We start from the raw sequence: 17974 nt of genomic DNA, 5'->3' as shown, positions 1-17974 counted from the left end.
CTCCTCACAGCAGGTGGGCGACCTGTTCCATGTCCTTGTCGCCACGGCCGGACAGGTTGACCAGCAGCAGGGGAGTGTCGGCATCCGGGAGGCCGGTTGTGGACACATCTGCCTTGGCCGCGCCGGCCCGTCGGTGCTCACATGCGATCTTCAGGGCATGCGCCAAGGCGTGGGAGGACTCCAACGCCGGGATGATCCCCTCGTGGCGACTCAGCGCCTTGAAGGCGTCCAGGGCCTCCTCATCCGTGATGCCCACGTAGTGCACGCGTCCGGACTCGGCCAACATGGCGTGCTCGGGCCCCACCGACGGGTAGTCCAGGCCCGCCGAGATCGAGTGGGAGGCGATGACCTGCCCGTCCTCGCCCAGCATGACGAAGGAACGCATCCCGTGCAGCAGGCCGACCCGGCCGGCGCAGATCGGCGCGCCGTGCTGACCCGAGTCCAGTCCCTTGCCAGCGGGCTCCACTCCGATCAACTCCACCTCGGCATCGTCCAGGTAGTGTGCGAAGGCCCCGATCGCGTTCGAGCCGCCTCCCACGGCGGCGATGACCGCATCAGGCAGACGACCGAAGGTTTGCAGGAACTGGGCGCGCGATTCCCGGGAGATCACCGCTTGGAACTCGCGGACGATGGTGGGGAATGGGTGGGGTCCTGCCGCAGAGCCCAGAAGGTAGAAAGTGTCCTCCAGGCGCGAACACCATTCCTCCAACGCCACGTCGATTGCGTCCTTGAGTCCGGCGCTGCCGCGGGTCACCGGGACCACGGTGGCGCCCATGAGTTCCATGCGTTCGACATTGGGCCTTTGACGGGCCACGTCGTGGGCTCCCATGTGGATCACGCATTCCATGCCCAGCAGAGCCGCGACCATGGCGGTGGCGGTTCCGTGCTGTCCCGCGCCCGTTTCCGCAATGAGGCGCGTCTTTCCCATCCTCTTGGCCAGGAGGGCCTGACCGAGGACGTTGTTGCCCTTGTGCGCACCCCCGTGCGCCAAGTCCTCACGTTTGAGGATGATTCGGGCGCCACCTCCCAGGGGCAGGTTGTGACACTCGAAGAGGGGAGTCTCTCTCCCCAGGAAACTCCGGCGGAGCTCGTCGAGTTCCTGGTGGAATGCCGGGTCGCCCATGGCGTCGACGTAGGCGGCTTCAAGTTCGTCGAGAGCCGGGAGGAGGAAGTCGGGGACCTCCTGACCTCCGAATCGACCGAACCAGGCGGGAAGGAGGGTCTTGCGCGGAGTCGGGGCCTCAAGTCCGTCGATGTTTCCGGTGGGGATGTGGCCCGCAGTGGGGGCGGCGCCTGTCATTCGAGGATCGGTGGATGTCGAGGTGGTCATGTCTGGGCCTCCGGGGTGGTTCGGTGCTCTCCGGTTCTCCGGTCCGGGGCGGGCCCTGCACGACGAAGCGCCCGCCATCGGTGGCGAGCGCTCAACGGGTGTGACGACGAGGGGCTCACCGACAGGTGAGCCACCAGGAGCGAACTGTGCAGGTCGTCATGGCACTCACCATACGCATGTGAGTGGGACCGGCGGCACCGGGTGTCCGCCATGCGGATGGCAGGGCCGGGCCGCCCCCGCCGCCCATTGCGCACACAATGTGGGTCATCGGTGCTTCGCGCCGCTGGCGACAGTGGCGGAATTCCGGGGTCTTGGGTGTGTGGTGGCCGCTGCGACCGCCGGAATCGTGTGCGATGCGTGGGGCGGCCGGTGATCCCGGGACAGTTCCGAATAGGTCACGGAGTGGCAACAAGGGCCTCCTGCGGTTGAGGGAGTCCGAGACCTCGGTCACTCTGGTGAGCATGAAGGGGCGCGGCCCCCGGAAGCTGAAAGGAGACGCGTATGCGCGCAAGACTTGCCGCAGCGGCACTGGCCGTGGCCTTCGTCCTGTCGGGGTGCGGCGGGGTCTTCGGCCCCACGAATGAACGATTGGAGTCGACCAACACGTCCTCTCCATCCACTGCGAGCGAAGATCGCACCCTCAGGCCCGAGCCCGCCGGTGGCACCACGGTTCAGGACGAGGCCGCCGGCGGTTCCACGCCTGCAGAGCCCGGGGCTGCCGTCAAGGAACGCGCAGTGGTCGTCACCGGTTCGGCCTCCGTGCGAGTCGACTCGCCCCAATCCGCCATGGCCGAGGTCGCCCAGTGGGTGGCCGACAATGGAGGCAGGGTCGATTCCACCAATGTGTACGGCAGTGACTCACGCGCGACGGCCAGCCTGACCGCGCGGGTTCCCGCACAGACCTACGACACCCTCATCGACCACCTGCGGCAGGTCGGGACCATTGTCGAACAGTCGACCAACGCACAAGAGGTCGGCGCACAGGTGGCAGACCTCGATGCCCGCATCGAAGCCCTCGAAGGTTCGATCGCGCGCCTCAAGGAGTTCATGGCTGGAGCCAAGACCACCACGGAACTGCTCGAGGTCGAAAAGGAACTGGCCACCCGTCAGGCCGAACTCGACTCCCTCAAGGCGCAGAAGACCTATCTGTCGGACCAGATCGCCATGTCGACTCTGATCGTCTCCTTCACGGGTGAGGTGCGCCCCGGCGACCCGGACCGCAACATTTTCCAACGATCCTGGGACTCCTTCAGCAGCTCCATGGGAACACTCATCGAAGGCTTGGTCATGCTGGCTCCGTGGCTGGTGGTACTGGCGGTGATCGTCGGCCCGCTTGCGGCTTGGTCGCGCCGGCGCGCTCGTCGCCGCGTCACCCAGGCGGCCCTTGAAGCATCGCCCACCCCACTCACCCCCGGGGCCGTGCCCGGATCGGCCCCGATGACGCCGGTCGACCCGGCGCCGGGTGGGCCCCAAGGGGTGCAGACCATCGGGGCGGGGGCGCCCGCGCCGGCGGCTCAAGTCGTACCGCCGGCTCAGCCCGCACCCACCCCCGCTGACTCCGGGGAGTCCTCGCCGACCCAGTGACCTGTGCGTCGAGGGCGCGACCCAATGCGCGGGTCACGCCCTCGTCGCATCTGGCACCCGCATGGCCCCTTGGGAGAACCGGGAGGTCGCCCTCGGGCAGCGCGTCACCGCCGTGCCCGCGAGGATCGGATCGCAAGTGAGTCCAAGAGCACTCGCCCTGATGCGTGACCGGTCGCTCCAAAGGGCTACAGTGGGCGCACGACGTCGATCCGGCCCCGTGCGGGGACATCACCGGGGAGTCTCCGGAAGAACAGGGCCGGGTAAGGTGCCCGGCCCCCACTAGAACCGGACGGGTGGGCCCGACACAGCCTCCAATCAAGCGGCCCCGCCCTCGGGAGAGGACAGGGCAAGCGGGGTGGTACCGCGGGAACCGACGAGGTCGGGACTCGTCCCTGTGAACGGGAGACGATCCACGCGAGGACACGATGACACAGAGCACCCCCGCCCCCAAGCGCGGCGCATACCCCCGCCACAGGGACACCGAGGTCGAGGCCAGTCCCTCCTTCCCGTCCCTTGAACGCTCCACCTTGGCCTTCTGGGCCGCCGACGACACCTTCCGCCGCTCCGTCGAAATGCGCGATGCCGGCACTTGCGGCTCGAATGAGTTCGTCTTCTACGACGGCCCGCCCTTCGCCAACGGCCTGCCGCACTACGGGCACCTGCTGACCGGCTATGTCAAGGACGTCGTCGGGCGCTACCAGACGATGAAGGGCCACCGGGTGGAACGCCGCTTCGGATGGGACACGCACGGCCTGCCCGCCGAACTCGAAGCCCAGCGGATCCTCCAGATCGACGACGTCACCGAGATCACCCGCGAAGGGGGACTCGGAATCGGCGCATTCAACGACGCCTGCCGTTCCTCCGTGCTGCGCTACACCAGTGAATGGGAGGACTACGTCACCTGCCAGGCGCGTTGGGTCGACTTCCGCAACGACTACAAGACCTTGGACCCGGACTACATGGAGTCCGTCATCTGGGCGTTCAAGACCCTGTACGACAAGGGCCTGGCCTACCAGGGGCACCGCGTCCTGCCCTACTGCTGGCACGACCGCACGCCACTGAGCAACCACGAACTCAAGATGGATGACGATGTCTACCAGGACAAGCAGGATGACACCGTCACCGTCGGCATGCGCTTGACCGAGCCGCTGCTGGCCGGGGCCGAGGTGGGTGAACTGGTGCTCATCTGGACGACGACCCCGTGGACCTTGCCCTCGAACCTGGCGGTGGCCGTGGGGCCGGACATCGACTACGTCGTCGTGCGTGTGGCCGCCGACATGGACTCGCCCGTGGCCGGACAGGACGTGGTCCTGGCCGAGGCGCGCCTTGGCGCATATGCCAAGGAACTGGGACAGAGCCCCGAGGTCCTGGCACGCCTCAAGGGGACGGAGCTGGCCGGGCGCCGCTACCACCCGATCTTCGACTACTTCGACGACGCCGAACACCGGGCTGTGGGCGCGGCCCCCGGACCCGACGGCTGGACGATCATCCCCGGCGACTACGTGTCCACCGAGGACGGGACCGGCCTGGTCCACATCGCCCCCGCCTTCGGTGAAGAGGACATGTTCGTCTGTCAGGAGCGCGGCATCCTTCCCGTGATCCCTGTGGACGACGGCGCCTGTTTCACCTCCGAAGTGCACGACTACGCCGGCATGCACGTCTTCGACGCGAACAAGCCGATCATCACGGACCTGCGTGACGGCAGCGGGCCGCTGGCGCGCGTGGACGCCTCACGGCGCGCAGTCCTGGTCCAGCGCAAGTCCTACGTGCACAGCTACCCGCACTGCTGGCGATGCCGAAAGCCCCTCATCTACAAGGCCGTCGGGTCATGGTTCGTCAAGGTCACGGCGTTCCGGGACCGCATGGTGGAGCTCAACCAGGAGATCACGTGGGTGCCAGAGCACACCAAGGACGGCATCTTCGGCCACTGGCTGGCCGGAGCCCGCGACTGGTCGATCTCGCGCAACCGCTTCTGGGGTGCGCCCATCCCCGTGTGGGTGAGCGACGACCCGGCCCACCCGCGTACGGATGTGTACGGCTCCTTCGCAGAGCTGGAGCGTGACTTCGGGGTCGAGGTCAAGGATCTGCACCGACCCTTCATCGACACCTTGGTGCGGCCCAACCCGGACGACCCGACGGGCAAGTCGATGATGCGGCGCATCCCGGACGTGCTGGACTGCTGGTTCGAGTCCGGGTCGATGCCCTTCGCCCAAGTGCACTACCCCTTCGAGAACACCGAGTGGTTCGAGTCGCACTACCCGGGTGATTTCATCGTCGAGTACATCGGCCAGACCCGCGGCTGGTTCTACACCTTGCACGTGCTGGCCACGGCCCTGTTCGACCGGCCGGCCTTCACGAATTGCGTCTCCCACGGGATCGTCCTGGGTGATGACGGACGCAAGATGAGCAAGTCGCTGCGCAACTACCCGGATGTGTCGGAGGTCTTCGCCACCTACGGGTCGGATGCCATGCGGTGGTTCCTCATGGCCTCGCCCGTGGTGCGCGGCGGCAATCTCATGGTGACGGAGGACGCCATCCGTGACACCGTGCGGCAGGTGCTGTTGCCGGTGTGGAACACCTGGTATTTCTTCTCCCTGTACGCGGGCGCCGCGAACGGGGGAGCGGGGTACGAGGCCTCTCGACTGGATCTCTTCGATGCGGTGCGGGTGGCCGCCCTGCCGGAGATGGACCGCTATCTGCTGGCCCACACGCGCAGCCTGGCTGACGACGTGCGCGAGCTGTTGGACGTCTACGAGATCGGCGGGGCATGCGACCGGGTGCGTGAGCACCTCGAGGTGCTGACGAACTGGTACGTGCGCACCCAGCGTCAGCGTTTCTGGGACGAGGACGCCGACGCCTTCGACACGCTGTACACGGCCCTGGTGACCCTCATGGAGGTGGTGGCGCCCCTGCTGCCGCTGCTGTCGGAGGAGATCTGGCGCGGCTTGACCGGCGAGGAGTCGGTGCACCTGGTCGACTGGCCGGTTCTGCCCGAGACCTGCGCGGACGACGCACTGGTGGCCCGCTTGGACGAGGTGCGTCAGGTGGTCTCCGGCGCCCACGCCCTGCGCAAGACGAACTCGCTGCGCGTGCGCCAGCCGCTGGCTGCCATGCAGGTGGTTTCGCCCGCCGCCCAGGCCCTGTCCGTCAGTGTGGATCTGGTGGCCTCGGAGGTCAACGTCAAGTCGGTGACCTTCCTGACCCCGCAGGAGTCGGGCATGGCCGTCTCCACCGAGCTGTCCTTGAACCCGAGGGCATTCACGCCTGCGGTGCGCAAGGTCACCTCGGCGCTCTTCGCCGCCCAGAAATCGGGCGCGTGGGAGGTCAGCGAGGACGCGTCGAGTGTCGTCTTCCCGGGTGTCGAGGTCGACGGCGTTCCGGTGGCGCTCTCGGGTGACCAGTTCTCCTTGGTGACGAAGGTCGATGCCGCCGAGGGCCAGGTGGCTCAGGTGCTGGCCTCGGGCGCCATCGTCGCCCTGGACACGGAACTGACCCCCGAGTTGGAGGCCGAGGGCTACGCCCGTGACGTGGTGCGTGCCGTCCAGGACGAACGCAAGAACGCGGGTCTGCACGTGGCCGACCGTATCGACCTGGGCCTTGCGGTTCCCTCCGACCGGGTCGAGGCCGTGCGCACGTGGAGCGAGATGATCGCCAAGGAGACCCTGTCGGTCTCCTTGGAGGTTGTCGAGGCCGCTGACGGCAAGCTGGCAGTGGCGGTCGCGAAGCACTGACCGGGGGTCGACGAGGCCGGTTGCGGCCTTGCAGACCTTGAAGGACGTGGCATGCGCGACTTTGGATCGCTTGCCAATGGGACGGACGAATCTCACCACCGGTGAGATTCGTCCGTCACTTCGTGAGATTCGTCCCTCAGAAGAACTGTGTCTGGGTCCGGTTGATGAAGGCACCGTGGCCGGTCTCAGTGTTCCAGCAGGTCAGGCCCGTCTCGGCCGAGCCGCAGACCATCGAACCGAAACTCAGGACCTGCCCGTAGTCCAAGGACGGCAGGGAATCCTGGACGTGCCACGCCGGGGTTGCCTCACTCTGCGCGCCCACGGCCGCATCAGCCGAGCCGATGGAGTGCACAGCCCAATTGGTCATGCCGCCGGTCTGCCCGTAGGTCTTGTCCTGCTGGTAGGACTTGACCAGGCACCGCCCTTGGCCGACCGTCAGATCACACACGATATTGCCTGAGGGAGTGGTGAACACGGCGGTGCGCTGGCGATTGAAGGGAGTCGCCCCGGCCTCGAGGACCTTGGCAGGAGCCTGCGCCTGGGCAGGGGCTGCGCGGCCGGCCCCCGGCCAGGCGCCCGGCACGGGCGAGGGCAGGTCGTCGTTCTTGCGGGGCTCGGCCTCGGCAGGAACGGTCCCGGTGATCGTCGCCCTTCCGTCGGGGTTCATGAGCAACTCGACGGTGGTTGAGCCCGTGGGCTTGGCCGGGTCGTCGTCCTTCTGAGCGAAGGGGAAGGTGAGCGACAGGGTGTCAGGAGCCTTGCGCAGGATCGCCGGCTGGTAGGCGAGGGGCTTGGCAGTGGCAGTGCCGACGTAGGTGCCCTCGTGGAAGAGCATGATGTGCCGCGGCCCGGACACTGCCCCACTGGTGTTCGACAGGACGATCCAGCTGACCGGCGAACACGGGTCGTAGGTGTCCACCGGAGCCTCCTTCAGGTCCCACCGCAGGGGATCGCCCAAAGGCAGGTCGGGCCACGCCTGCGCCACTTTCGGCCCCCATGTGGCAAGCGCTTGGGCGCCGGTGAGGTTCGCGCACGCGGAGTCGGAGGCGGCCTCGTCGGGTGCCGACTGGGTGGTGCTGGCGCCGGAGGCGGCCGACTGGTCGGACGAGGACGAGGGCGCCTCCGAAGGGCCTCCGTCAGATGGGGCGCACCCGGCAAACAGTGCCACGGCGAGCAAGAACGTGGCAGCTCGACACGCACGTCGAGGCGCCGATCGACCCGTCATGTGGTCCCTCCGGAGTTGATGGGGCGGAGTCTGGTCGCACCATGGTCTCATGAATGCGCACGCCCGCAGCCATCCCCCCCCGGGCCCGCCCCTCCCAACGAGCACCGCACCCGACCTCAAGCATCACAGGGCACCCGCCAGCCACCCCGATGAGAGGACCTCATGGCCTTGCCTGTTCCTCGTCCGCTGCCACCAACATTCGAGACGCCAAGAGCCTCGGTGTCGACGAATCCGCCAACATCCGTCATCCTTCACCTGGATGAATAGGAGTTCGGTCACTCTTTGCAGCATTCCCATTTCAGCATTCGACCTGCGTGGACAGGTCAACAGGGAGGGCGAATGATGGATCTGGATGTGAGTCCCGTTGAGGTTGTGCGCTCAGCGATGGAGGCTGCGGAAGTCATGCGCCTCATCAATGAACAGGCCCCTGAACGTTCGACAGGAACAGACGAGGCGGACATCGTGACGTCGACTGTTGATCGTGACGGCCATCTCGTCGGAATGGAGATTGCGGAGATGTGGCGGACCGGGCTCGCGCTCGATTCTTTCTCGGCGCACATTGTGACCGCTCTCGACGATGCTCAAACCGCGCGCTTCTCCAGCGCGTCGCATTCCTCCACTCCGTTCAACATGCCGAGCGTCACGAAGAAGGAACCGTCTGAGTTCTTCGAAAGCAAGATTGCGGAATCCACTGCAGGGCCCTCGTTCGGCCCGACGGTCGACATTGCGGACCTCGCTGAGGACTTCATCGCACATTCTCAACAAATGCGCGCGCGACAGGACGCGCCACCCGAGCGAATGATTGGCAACGTACGAGTGTCCAAGCATGCGGGGCCGGTCGCGTCCATCGGGCTCGATGAGCAATGGGCGCTCGGACGTGGCCCGGAAATCATCATCAATGCGATCATGATGGAGGTGCGGCGGACGGAACCCGAAGGCCCGGAAGATGACATTCTATTCGCCGCAATGTCCGCCATGAGCCGACTAGCAGAAGGGAACTGATGTGGATCCTGAACTCAAAGCATGCACCGAGGCGATCGATTCCGAAGCCAGCGTGTGGAGAACGGGGGCGGCCGCCTGTTCGGGCGTCGGCACGGCAGGAAACGCACTGAGGCTCACAGGCTTGAAGGCGGGAATATTCTTCCCCGTCGTGTCTCAATACAACGAAGTATGCGATTTTGTTTCTGCTCAGGGCGCGCGAGCGAACACTTTGATGACAGCGGCAGCTGATGCCTTGAACCGAAATGCGACCGCTTATCGGAATCGCGACGCCGATACCGCCGCTTCAATTGAAGGCGCATATTAGAAGGGAGCGACCCCATGAGTTTCAACGTCGGAACGTACGAGGCCACCATCAACGAACTCAATCTGAACGTTGAGCGCGTCAGCACGAAGGGCGAGGAATTACGAACAGCTGTTGTCTCGGCACTCGATTCGCCTTTGGTCATGGACTGGATGGCCGATCTTGTCGTCAACGCTTCCAAGTCCGTCGTCAACGCAACCAAGGCTCTCCTGAAGAAAGTCGGAGAGTTCCTCGAGTGGGCCGCCGTACCGGGTCTCTTCTTCAATCGTGCTCACGGCTGGGTGACAGACGCCGAAGCGCCCATGATTGACATTTCCGACGCCACGAGCCCAAGCCATCTCATCAGCACCGAGAAGTGGAAGGGCGCCGCGCGCGAGGCTCATGTTCAGGCGGTGTCCGACCAGCCGGGCGCGGCTAAGGCCATTGCAGGTGTCGCAGCTTGTGGTACACTCGCGTTGTCTCCTGTGGGCTTGGGGTCATCGCTTTGGACTGCGGAGTCACAGCGGCTGAGTTGATTGCCGCAGGTACCCTCCTCGGCGTGACACTCGTGGCATGCGGAGCCTCGATCATCGAGATGAAGAATGTGCTTGCAGATTTTCCAGGTCAAGAGTGGCCACTTGCCGTTAAGGAATGATTGGTATGGATCTCCTCGCACCGGCCCTACTTTACGGTCTCCCCATTGCCGCAATCTTCGCGATTGGCGCATGGTCGGTCGTCAACAACAATCCTCGTAAGAAGGCACAACGGGATCACTACCGTACGACGTACGGGCTCTCGCTCGAGCGAATGCTCGCCGAGAGCCCCGTTGACCGAGCCGAGGTCCGCAAACTGCGCGACTCCTCGAAGTCCGGCGAAATGGCCGCAGTTCACTACGTCATGCAATGGGATCCCGTCCCGCTCGACGTCGCAGTCCAGTTCGTGCGCGCACTGTAGAGGCCCGACGGCTCAATCAGCCGCCTCTGACCCGACTTGCGCCACAACGGCCCCACCGAAGCCATCAATTCGTCGCCTCGAACACCTACGCGGCATCGCCCAAGGGTTCCGAAGCCGCGCCAACCACATCACCCGAAGCCTCCTCGAAACCGGCGGCTTCAGACCCCATCTACAACACCCCTGAAACGCGAAGAGCCCCTGAACACGAATGGCCCTCGAAGGTGCGAGAAATCCCTTCCACATCTCGCCCACCGCCAACCAGTACGACGCCACCCGCGCGGTCGAGCTGGCCTTGGCCGACCACGGGAAGCCGTTCGGCCGCCCTCTGCCCCACGCTTGCCCGACGGACCCTGACACGGGCGACGTGGTCCCGGTGGCGACCATCGTGACCGACAACGGAGGTTCGCAGTTCTCGTTCCGCTTCGAGGCGTTCATCGCCCGTGACCTTGTTGGTGGTTCTGGATGGTCCGGTGCCCGGTCAGTGGTCGTGGGCATGATGTCTTGCCCCTGTCCATGGATGATCCGGGGGTGTTGTCACCCGCGACCACGGGCGCTGGTGACCGCTGATTGGGGGAACGGCCGACTCTTGTGGGTTGGGGTCTTGGGTGACGTGGGTGCGGGACAGGTACGCCCTCTCACTGGCCATTGCCCGCCAAGGAGGCGCCCATGGAGGTGGGAGACATCGAGGTCTTCGTCGGTATCGATGTCGGCCAGGCCGAGCACTGGGCCACGGCTTTGACCCAGGGCCGAAAGAAGCTGTTGGACATGGCCCTGCCCAACCACGAGGCCCGCCTGGGCGAGGTCTACGAAGGCCGCCCGGACCATGCCCCACACCCTGAGAGCCATCAATGCCACCGACGAGGACGCCGCGCTGAGGGTGCTCACCGGCTTCGATCGGGACCTGGCCCGCCAGCTCATCGCCCAGCACGCCATGATCGGCAACGCCACCCTCTACGACCCACCACCAGCCCAACCACCAACCACCGCCGCTTGACACGCCACACAGGAGCACCCCCCGGGCCCGCCCGGCACGGCCGGGACGGCTCGCCCGCTTGGGTCAAGGGGACACATAGACTGGTTGACCGCAACCACGGCCCACGGTGGGAGGAACACATGTCAGGCGGACACCCCGCATTCTTCGGTGACGACCACACCAATGACGACGACCGTCCGGGAGTTCCGTCGGACCTGCTGCCATACCTCGAAGCCGCCGACCTTCCCGACGACGAGGACGGTGCCGAGGGCGGCGTCGACGCGGAGGAGGCGGCTGAGGACGAACGCTTGGCCGCGCTGCGCGCCCTCGTCGCCCACGACATGGTGACCGATCCCGAACTGCTCGCCGAACTCCAGGGCGCCCTGCCCGAGGGTGAGGAATGGGTCGAGGACATCGAAGCGGACCGCGCGGAGCGCGAACAGGCCCTGGCCGGGGCGGCCGACGAGGCCGCCTTGGCCGTCGAGGTCGACCGCATCTATCGTGACATCCTCACCCGAGCCCCCGAACACAGGATCCAGCCCTCACTGCAGCGCGTGCGCGCGGTCCTCGACATCCTCGGCGACCCGCAGGACGCCTTCCCGAGCATCCATGTCACCGGCACGAACGGGAAGACTTCGACCACTCGCATGATCGACGCCCTGATGGGCGCCTGTGGCTTGCGAACCGGACGCTTCACCTCACCCCACCTCAGTGACGTGCGTGAACGCATCGGAGTGGAAGGCGAGCCCATCAGCCGCGCCGGTTTCGTCGCCGCTTGGCACGATGTCGCCCCCTACATCGACATGGTCGACGCCTCCAGTGTCGAAGGCGGCGGCCCCAGGCTCTCCTTCTTCGAGGTCTTCACGGTCATGGCACTGGCCGCCTTCGCCGACCACCCCGTGGATGCCGCCGTCATCGAAGTCGGCATGGGGGGCCTGTGGGACGCGACCAACGTCATCGACGCGGGTGTCTCGGTCATCATGCCGGTGGCCAAGGATCACGAGAAGTGGCTGGGTGCCAGTCTGCGTGAGATCGCCACCGAGAAGGCCGGCATCATCAAGGCCGGGCAGATCGTCGTCGTGGCCGCTCAGGAGGACGAAGTCCTGGAAGTCATCGAAGAGCGTGCCCGCGAGGTCGATGCGGTCGTACGCCTGGAGGGACGCGACTGGCAGGTCCTGGAGCGCCAAGTGGGGGTCGGTGGGCAGCTCGTCACCGTACGCACACCCTCGGCCGTCTACGAGGACGTCTTCGTGCCGCTGCTCGGCGCCCACCAGGCACACAACGCCGCCGCCGCCCTCGTCGCCGTCGAGTCCTTCCTCGGAGGACGCACCCTGGACCCGACCCTGGTCGAACAGGGAATGGTCTCGGCCACCTCTCCGGGCCGTCTGCAGGTCGTGCGCTCCTCCCCGACCATCGTCGTGGACGCGGCGCACAACCCGGCAGGTGCTCGCGCCTTGGCGGACGCCGTCGAGGAGAGCTTCGACTTCCGCCATGTCGTCGGCATCTACTCCGCTATGGGGGACAAGGATGTCGAGGGCGTCCTGGCCGAGATGGAACCCCACATCGAGCACCTCGTCCTGGTCGAGATGCCGGGGGAGCGCGCCATGGACTTGGAGGACCTGCATCGCATCGCCGAGGACGTCTTCGGACCCGACCGAGTGCAGGGCGCAGGCGACCTCGTCGAAGCGGTCGACACGGCGGTCACCTGCGCCGAGGCCGCCACCGACCCGGCCGATCGTGCGGGGGTCCTCGTCTTTGGGTCGGTCCTGCTCGCGGGGGCCCTCCTGGACATGGTCCAGGCGCGACGCCGCTGATCAGGACCACCGTTCCCGTGGTCGCCGACGCCCACTGGTGGCACGATTGGACACGGTTGCACGACCATTCGAACTGATGCAAGGAGGCACCATGAAGAAGCTGGTCAATGACGTCCACGAGGTCGTCAAGGAGACCCTCGAAGGATTCGGACTTGCCCACGCGGACCTGGTCACCGTCCACCTGGACCCCGACTTCGTCACCCGCGCCACACCCAAGGAGGAAGGCAAGGTCGCTCTGGTCTCGGGGGGCGGCTCCGGTCACGAGCCCCTGCACGCCGGCTACGTCGGACTGGGAATGCTGGACGCTGCCGTGCCCGGCGCCGTGTTCACCTCACCGACCCCTGACCCGATCCTGGAAGCCACCAAGGCCGCCGACCACGGCGCAGGTGTGCTGCACATCGTCAAGAACTACACCGGCGACGTCCTCAACTTCGAGACGGCCGCGGAACTGGCCGAGATGGAGGACATCCGCGTGACCAGCGTCGTTGTCAACGACGACGTGGCCGTCGAGGACTCCCTGTACACGGCGGGCCGCCGCGGCGTGGCCGGCACGATCCTCGTCGAGAAGATCGCCGGCGCCTCCGCAGAACGAGGCGACGACCTGGACACCGTCACCGCCATCGCCACGAAGGTCAACGCCTCCATGCGCTCCATGGGACTTGCCCTGGGCCCGTGCACGGTGCCGCACGCCGGCAAGCCCTCCTTCGACCTGGGCGAGGACGAGATCGAGATCGGCATCGGCATCCACGGCGAGCCAGGCTACCGGCGCGGCGCCATGGAGAGCGTCGACGTCCTGGTGGCCGAACTCTACGGCAAGGTGCGCGAGGACCTGGGGCTGGTTGCGGGCGAGCGCGTGGTCACACTGGTCAATGGCATGGGCGGAACCCCCGGTTCCGAGCTGTACATCTGTCACCGCGCGTTGGCCGCCCTGTTGGAGGCCGACGGGGTGCAGATCGTCCGGTCGCTGGTCGGTGACTACGTGACCAGCCTGGAGATGCCGGGCGTGTCGATCACCCTGCTCAGGGTCGATGACGAATTGCTCGACCTCTTCGACGCCCCTGTGGCAACCCCCGCCTGGAAGTGAGGAACGAATGAGTCTCGACGCCCGATGGGCGCACGCCTGGATGCGCCGCACGCGCGCCGTCATCGCCGACCAACGGCAGTACCTGGTCGACCTTGACCGCCAGATCGGCGACGGTGACCACGGTGAGAACCTGGACCGTGGCTTTGCCAAGGTCGAGGAGGTGCTGGCCGCCGCCCCGGACATCGGCGTCCAGGAGGTGCTCAAGACCGTCGCCAAGACCCTCATGTCCACCGTCGGCGGTGCCTCCGGCCCCTTGTACGGGACGGCGTTCCTGCGTGCGGCGAAGGCCGTGACCTCCGACGAGGTCGAGGCCGCCGGGGTGGCCGCCCTGGTCGCGGGGGCGCTGGACGGAGTCCAGGCGCGCGGCAAGGCCGTCGAGGGTGAGAAGACCATGGTGGACGCTTGGGCGCCGGCCCTGCGCGCCGCCCAGGAGGCTGCGGCTGGAGGAGCCTCCCCGGAGGAGACCTTGGCGCGCGCCGCCGAGGCCGCCGAGGCCGGAGCCAAGGCCACCGAGCCCATGCAGGCGACCAAAGGGCGCGCCTCCTACTTGAGGGCGCGCTCCATCGGCCATCTGGATCCGGGCGCGGTGTCGACCTCCCTGATCCTCAGGGCGGCGGCCGACGCCGCAGCGGAGGGGGAGCAGTGAGCCCGCAGGTCACCCTGGTTCTCGTCTCACACTCGCGGACCTTGGCGGCCGGAGCCGCGGAACTGGCCGCCGAAATGGCGCCTGACGTGCGGATACTGCCCGCCGGCGGCACTGACGAGGGTGGGATCGGCACTTCCTGGGACAAGATCGAGGCGGCCATGCGCGAGGGACTGGACGCGGGGGACGCAGTCCTGTTCCTCACCGACCTCGGCTCCTCGACGATGACCGTGGAGGCGGTGCTGGAGACCCTGGAGGAGGGCGAGGACGCGCGCTTCGTCGACGCCCCCTTCGTCGAGGCGGCCCTCCTTGCCGCAGTGGAGGCGCAGGGTGGGGCGGATCTGGACGCAGTGTCGCAGAGCGCCCTTGCCGCTGCCGCCCAGTGGTGCTCTCCGTGCGCTGGCACGACCTCGGCCGAGGGCGAGGCCCCGGGGATGCAGCGCGTCGGCGCCGATGCTCCGATGGACAGTGCCGCTGCCGAGGGTGACAGGGCGCGACGCGTGGCCGTGGTCGCCGACCCCATGGGGCTGCACGCCCGACCGGCCGCACTGCTGGTCAAGGTGGCAGACCAGTGGGATGCGGAGATCACGGTCAATGGCGCCGACGCCGGATCCATGTTGGAGATGATGAGTCTGGGAGTGCACCAAGGGGACGAGGTCGTCGTGGAGGCCAGCGGTTCCCAGGCGATTGAAGCCGTGGACGCCTGTGTCGCCTTCATCGAGGGGCGGGCCTGAGCGCCGCACCGGAACCCGTCCTCGACCCTTCAAAGATGGGATGTGTGTGGTTCAATGGTCCGCGGTCACAGAACTTGTACAAGCTCGACATCGCCCAGCTTCGGAGGACCACATGCGTCGTTTGCTCACTCTTGCCCTCGGTCTCGCCTTGGCACTGGCCCCAGCAACCCACGCGCTGGCTTCGCCGCCCGAGACGAACCGAGGGCAGGGGGTGAGTCCGACGTCCCACCGGGCCCCCGCCGCACCGTCAGCCGATGAGGTCACCAAGGTCCTCGACACGAACAAGGACCTCTTGAGGGCCAAAGGACTGTCCGGAACGGTCAGGGTGCGCGGATTCGACGCTCCCGACGACGGGGTGGAGGTCACCTACACGATCCTCACCTCCCGTCCCACGGGAGCAACGGCCGCCATCGCAGTCCCCCTGGAAGGGGGGCGCAAGTGGGCGGTGCCGAACTTCCCCCAAGGTCCCGTGGGCGAGCCCGCTTCGCAAGTCGTGGTCGAGGACCTGGAACGCCGTGCGGAGACCTTCGTCAAGGCCGGCACGGACCTGCAGTGGCAAGGAGACGTCCAAGGGGCGGTGAGCCCCATTGCCGAAAGCACCATCATTCACCGCACCCAGCGCAAGCCCTACGCGGTGACCTGCGGCGTCTTCGTGACCATGATGATCGCCGGTTGGGACTACCAGCACTCGACCTATGCGGCTGACCAGAACACCCGCCAGCACACGTGGGTCGACCTGCCCGGCGACATCAAACAGTCGGGCCTGGGCCAAGCCAACCGCATCGCCCGCTTCTTCCACGCCCGCGGGCAGCTGTGGCAGATGACGAACCCCTCGCAGCTGCGCGCCGGGGACATCGTCTTCTACTCGCCGGTGGAGGCCCCCAATGACCGCCGCTCCCCCGAAAGCGGCAATGGGGCCTACTTCGGGAACGTCTACCACGTGGCCCTGCACTTGGGTGCGGGCCGTGTCATCCACTCCTGGGGCCGCGCCTCGGGTGCGGGCGTCGTCGAAGGAGACCTCAACACCAGTGGCATGGCCAATGTCGTCCTCGTGGCCAGGCCCCAGTGGAAGACTGACCTCGGCTCTTCCGAAAATGCGGACGCCGGCGCCCCCGCCTCGACGATTCGGCGCCTCGCCGGAGCCGATCGCGTCGCCACCTCCGTCGCCGTGGCCGAGGCTTCCCCCGAGTCCACAAGCGCCGTCCTTGCCACGGGGCGCGACCACGCCGACGCCCTCGTGGCCGCAGGTCTGGCGTCCCGCTCCGCCTCTCCCATCTACTTGACCACCGCGCGAGGAGGCATCGAGGACCACGTCCTGGAGTCCATGCGCGGGCGAGGAGTCTCCACAGTGACGATCGTCGGTGGAACCGGTGCGGTGCCGGCCTCGGTGGAGTCCTCCCTGCGCAAGGCGGGCATGGATGTGCGTCGCATCGCCGGAAAGGACCGTTTCGTCACCGCCGTCGAGGTCGCTCGACAGACAGCGGCAGTGTCGGGCGACAAACCCACCCGGGTGCTGCTGGCCGACGGACGCGGATTCGCCGATGCCCTTTCCGCGGGAGCCGTCTCGAAACGAGCCTCAGCGGTCGTCCTGCTCACGGACGGTTCCACGCTGCCCAGGACCACCGCTGCCGAACTTCGCGCCAATGGGGACAGAAAGGTGGTGGCCGTCGGCGGAGCGGCGGTGTCGGCGGCTGAAAGTGCCCGCATCCCCTTGGCGCAGCGCATCGCCGGTGCCGACCGTTACGCCACCGCCGCGCAACTGGCTGTGACGTACCCGGGCAGCGAGCAACGGGCGGTCCTGGCCACGGGCACGGACTTCCCTGACGCGCTGACCGCATCCGTCCTGGCGGCCCAGGGGAACGCGAATCTGCTGCTCTCTCGTCCCGACGCGCTGCCCGTGTCCTCCATGGACCGGGTCAAGGAACTGGACGCGCCCGCTCGGATCGACGTGGTCGGCGGCCCCGGCGCCGTCGGCTGGTCGGCAGTTCGTCCCGTCTTCGCCGAACTCGGCGTGCGGGACTGGGCCTCCTGATCCTGCAATCGTGTGACAAGAGCCGGGCGGCATGACACCATGAACTCAGCTCTGGGTCGAAGGGCCCATGTGCGGTGCTGCCGCATCCAGCTGACGTGAAAGGTGTCGACGATGCCCACCCCTGACCTGCTCGATCCCCAAAAGGAACACACCCTCGTCCTCGTCAAGCCCGACGGCTTCCGCCGGGGGCTCACCGGAGAGATCCTGCGACGCATCGAAGCCAAGGGTTATGTGCTCAAGGGCCTCAAGATCAAGCGGGCCAGCGAGGAACTGCTGACCGAGCACTACACCGAACACAAGGACAAGCACTTCTTCACGGACCTGTTGACGTACATGACCTCCGGCCCCATCGTCGCCGTCATCGTCGAGGGTGACCGTGTCATCGAAGGAGTCCGCAGTCTCATGGGCGCCACCAACCCGACCTTGGCCGCCCCGGGCACCATCCGCGGCGACCTGGGGCGCGACTGGAACGAACCCGCGGTGCACAACCTCGTCCACGGGTCCGACTCGGTGACTTCGGCCGACCGGGAGATCGCCCTGTGGTTCCCCGAACTCGGCTACCGCGACTGAGGCGCTCTCGCGCCGTCC

Annotated in this window: 13 protein-coding genes and 3 pseudogenes; 14 read left to right on the top strand and 2 right to left on the bottom strand. The window is 66.9% G+C overall.

Translation table 11 applies throughout. From position 1 onward, the window contains the following. Window positions 1-7: 7 nt before the first annotated feature. Window positions 8-1216 (bottom strand): annotated as a pseudogene (gene trpB, locus I6B53_RS06730) (tryptophan synthase subunit beta); the annotation flags it as partial. 615 nt (window positions 1217-1831) lie between these two features. Between trpB and I6B53_RS06725 the strand changes: the two are divergent. Further along, window positions 1832-2914: a DUF4349 domain-containing protein gene (locus I6B53_RS06725; protein WP_216763517.1), complete on the top strand. Its 1083-nt coding sequence runs from the start codon at window positions 1832-1834 to the stop codon at window positions 2912-2914. A 425-nt stretch (window positions 2915-3339) separates the two neighbouring features. After that, entirely contained in the window at window positions 3340-6645 is a 3306-nt protein-coding gene (gene ileS / locus I6B53_RS06720) for an isoleucine--tRNA ligase (RefSeq protein ID WP_216763516.1), read from the top strand. Window positions 6646-6781: 136 nt separating this feature from the next. On the opposite strand, the gene I6B53_RS06715 is transcribed toward ileS, so the two are convergent. Beyond that, entirely contained in the window at window positions 6782-7813 is a 1032-nt protein-coding gene (locus tag I6B53_RS06715) for an LppP/LprE family lipoprotein (RefSeq protein WP_216763514.1), read from the bottom strand. A gap of 396 nt (window positions 7814-8209) precedes the next feature. Here I6B53_RS06715 and I6B53_RS06710 point away from each other — a divergent pair, with 396 nt between their 5' ends. The 12 genes and pseudogenes from I6B53_RS06710 (at window position 8210) to ndk (ending at window position 17956) form a co-directional block, all read left to right on the top strand. Next, entirely contained in the window at window positions 8210-8872 is a 663-nt protein-coding gene (locus tag I6B53_RS06710) for a hypothetical protein (RefSeq protein ID WP_216763513.1), read from the top strand. A 1-nt stretch (window position 8873) separates the two neighbouring features. Next, a complete protein-coding gene (locus I6B53_RS06705) occupies window positions 8874-9176 on the top strand; it encodes a hypothetical protein (RefSeq protein WP_216763511.1) in 303 nt (100 codons plus the stop codon). A 14-nt stretch (window positions 9177-9190) separates the two neighbouring features. Beyond that, window positions 9191-9688: a hypothetical protein gene (locus tag I6B53_RS06700; RefSeq protein ID WP_216763510.1), complete on the top strand. Its 498-nt coding sequence runs from the start codon at window positions 9191-9193 to the stop codon at window positions 9686-9688. Between the two features lie 271 nt (window positions 9689-9959). Continuing rightward, a complete protein-coding gene (locus tag I6B53_RS06695) occupies window positions 9960-10106 on the top strand; it encodes a hypothetical protein (protein ID WP_216764519.1) in 147 nt (48 codons plus the stop codon). A gap of 45 nt (window positions 10107-10151) precedes the next feature. After that, a pseudogene (locus I6B53_RS11090) lies at window positions 10152-10290 on the top strand (ISL3 family transposase); the annotation flags it as partial. Between the two features lie 497 nt (window positions 10291-10787). After that, window positions 10788-11019 (top strand): annotated as a pseudogene (locus tag I6B53_RS11085) (IS110 family transposase); the annotation flags it as partial. A gap of 200 nt (window positions 11020-11219) precedes the next feature. After that, window positions 11220-12893 (top strand): folylpolyglutamate synthase/dihydrofolate synthase family protein, encoded by a 1674-nt coding sequence (locus I6B53_RS06685; protein ID WP_216763507.1) that lies wholly within the window; start codon window positions 11220-11222, stop codon window positions 12891-12893. Window positions 12894-12984: 91 nt separating this feature from the next. Continuing rightward, the gene (gene dhaK / locus I6B53_RS06680; RefSeq protein ID WP_216763506.1) at window positions 12985-13977 is read left to right on the top strand and encodes a dihydroxyacetone kinase subunit DhaK; all 993 of its coding nucleotides are present in this window, start codon (window positions 12985-12987) and stop codon (window positions 13975-13977) included. A 7-nt stretch (window positions 13978-13984) separates the two neighbouring features. Beyond that, a complete protein-coding gene (gene dhaL, locus I6B53_RS06675) occupies window positions 13985-14623 on the top strand; it encodes a dihydroxyacetone kinase subunit DhaL (RefSeq protein WP_216763504.1) in 639 nt (212 codons plus the stop codon). Then, entirely contained in the window at window positions 14620-15354 is a 735-nt protein-coding gene (gene dhaM / locus I6B53_RS06670; RefSeq protein ID WP_216763502.1) for a dihydroxyacetone kinase phosphoryl donor subunit DhaM, read from the top strand. The genes dhaL and dhaM overlap by 4 nt, the downstream gene beginning before the upstream one ends. A gap of 211 nt (window positions 15355-15565) precedes the next feature. After that, window positions 15566-17386, top strand: coding sequence for a cell wall-binding repeat-containing protein (locus I6B53_RS06665; protein ID WP_216763501.1), 1821 nt, complete (start codon window positions 15566-15568; stop codon window positions 17384-17386). Window positions 17387-17497: 111 nt separating this feature from the next. Beyond that, window positions 17498-17956 (top strand): nucleoside-diphosphate kinase, encoded by a 459-nt coding sequence (gene ndk, locus I6B53_RS06660; protein ID WP_216763500.1) that lies wholly within the window; start codon window positions 17498-17500, stop codon window positions 17954-17956. Window positions 17957-17974 lie beyond the last annotated feature (18 nt).

The organism is Schaalia sp. 19OD2882 (genome assembly GCF_018986735.1).
Classification (GTDB): Bacteria; Actinomycetota; Actinomycetes; order Actinomycetales; family Actinomycetaceae; genus Pauljensenia.
The sequence above is the reverse complement of the archived record's forward strand: the minus strand, read 5'-3'. Positions and strand labels throughout refer to the sequence as shown.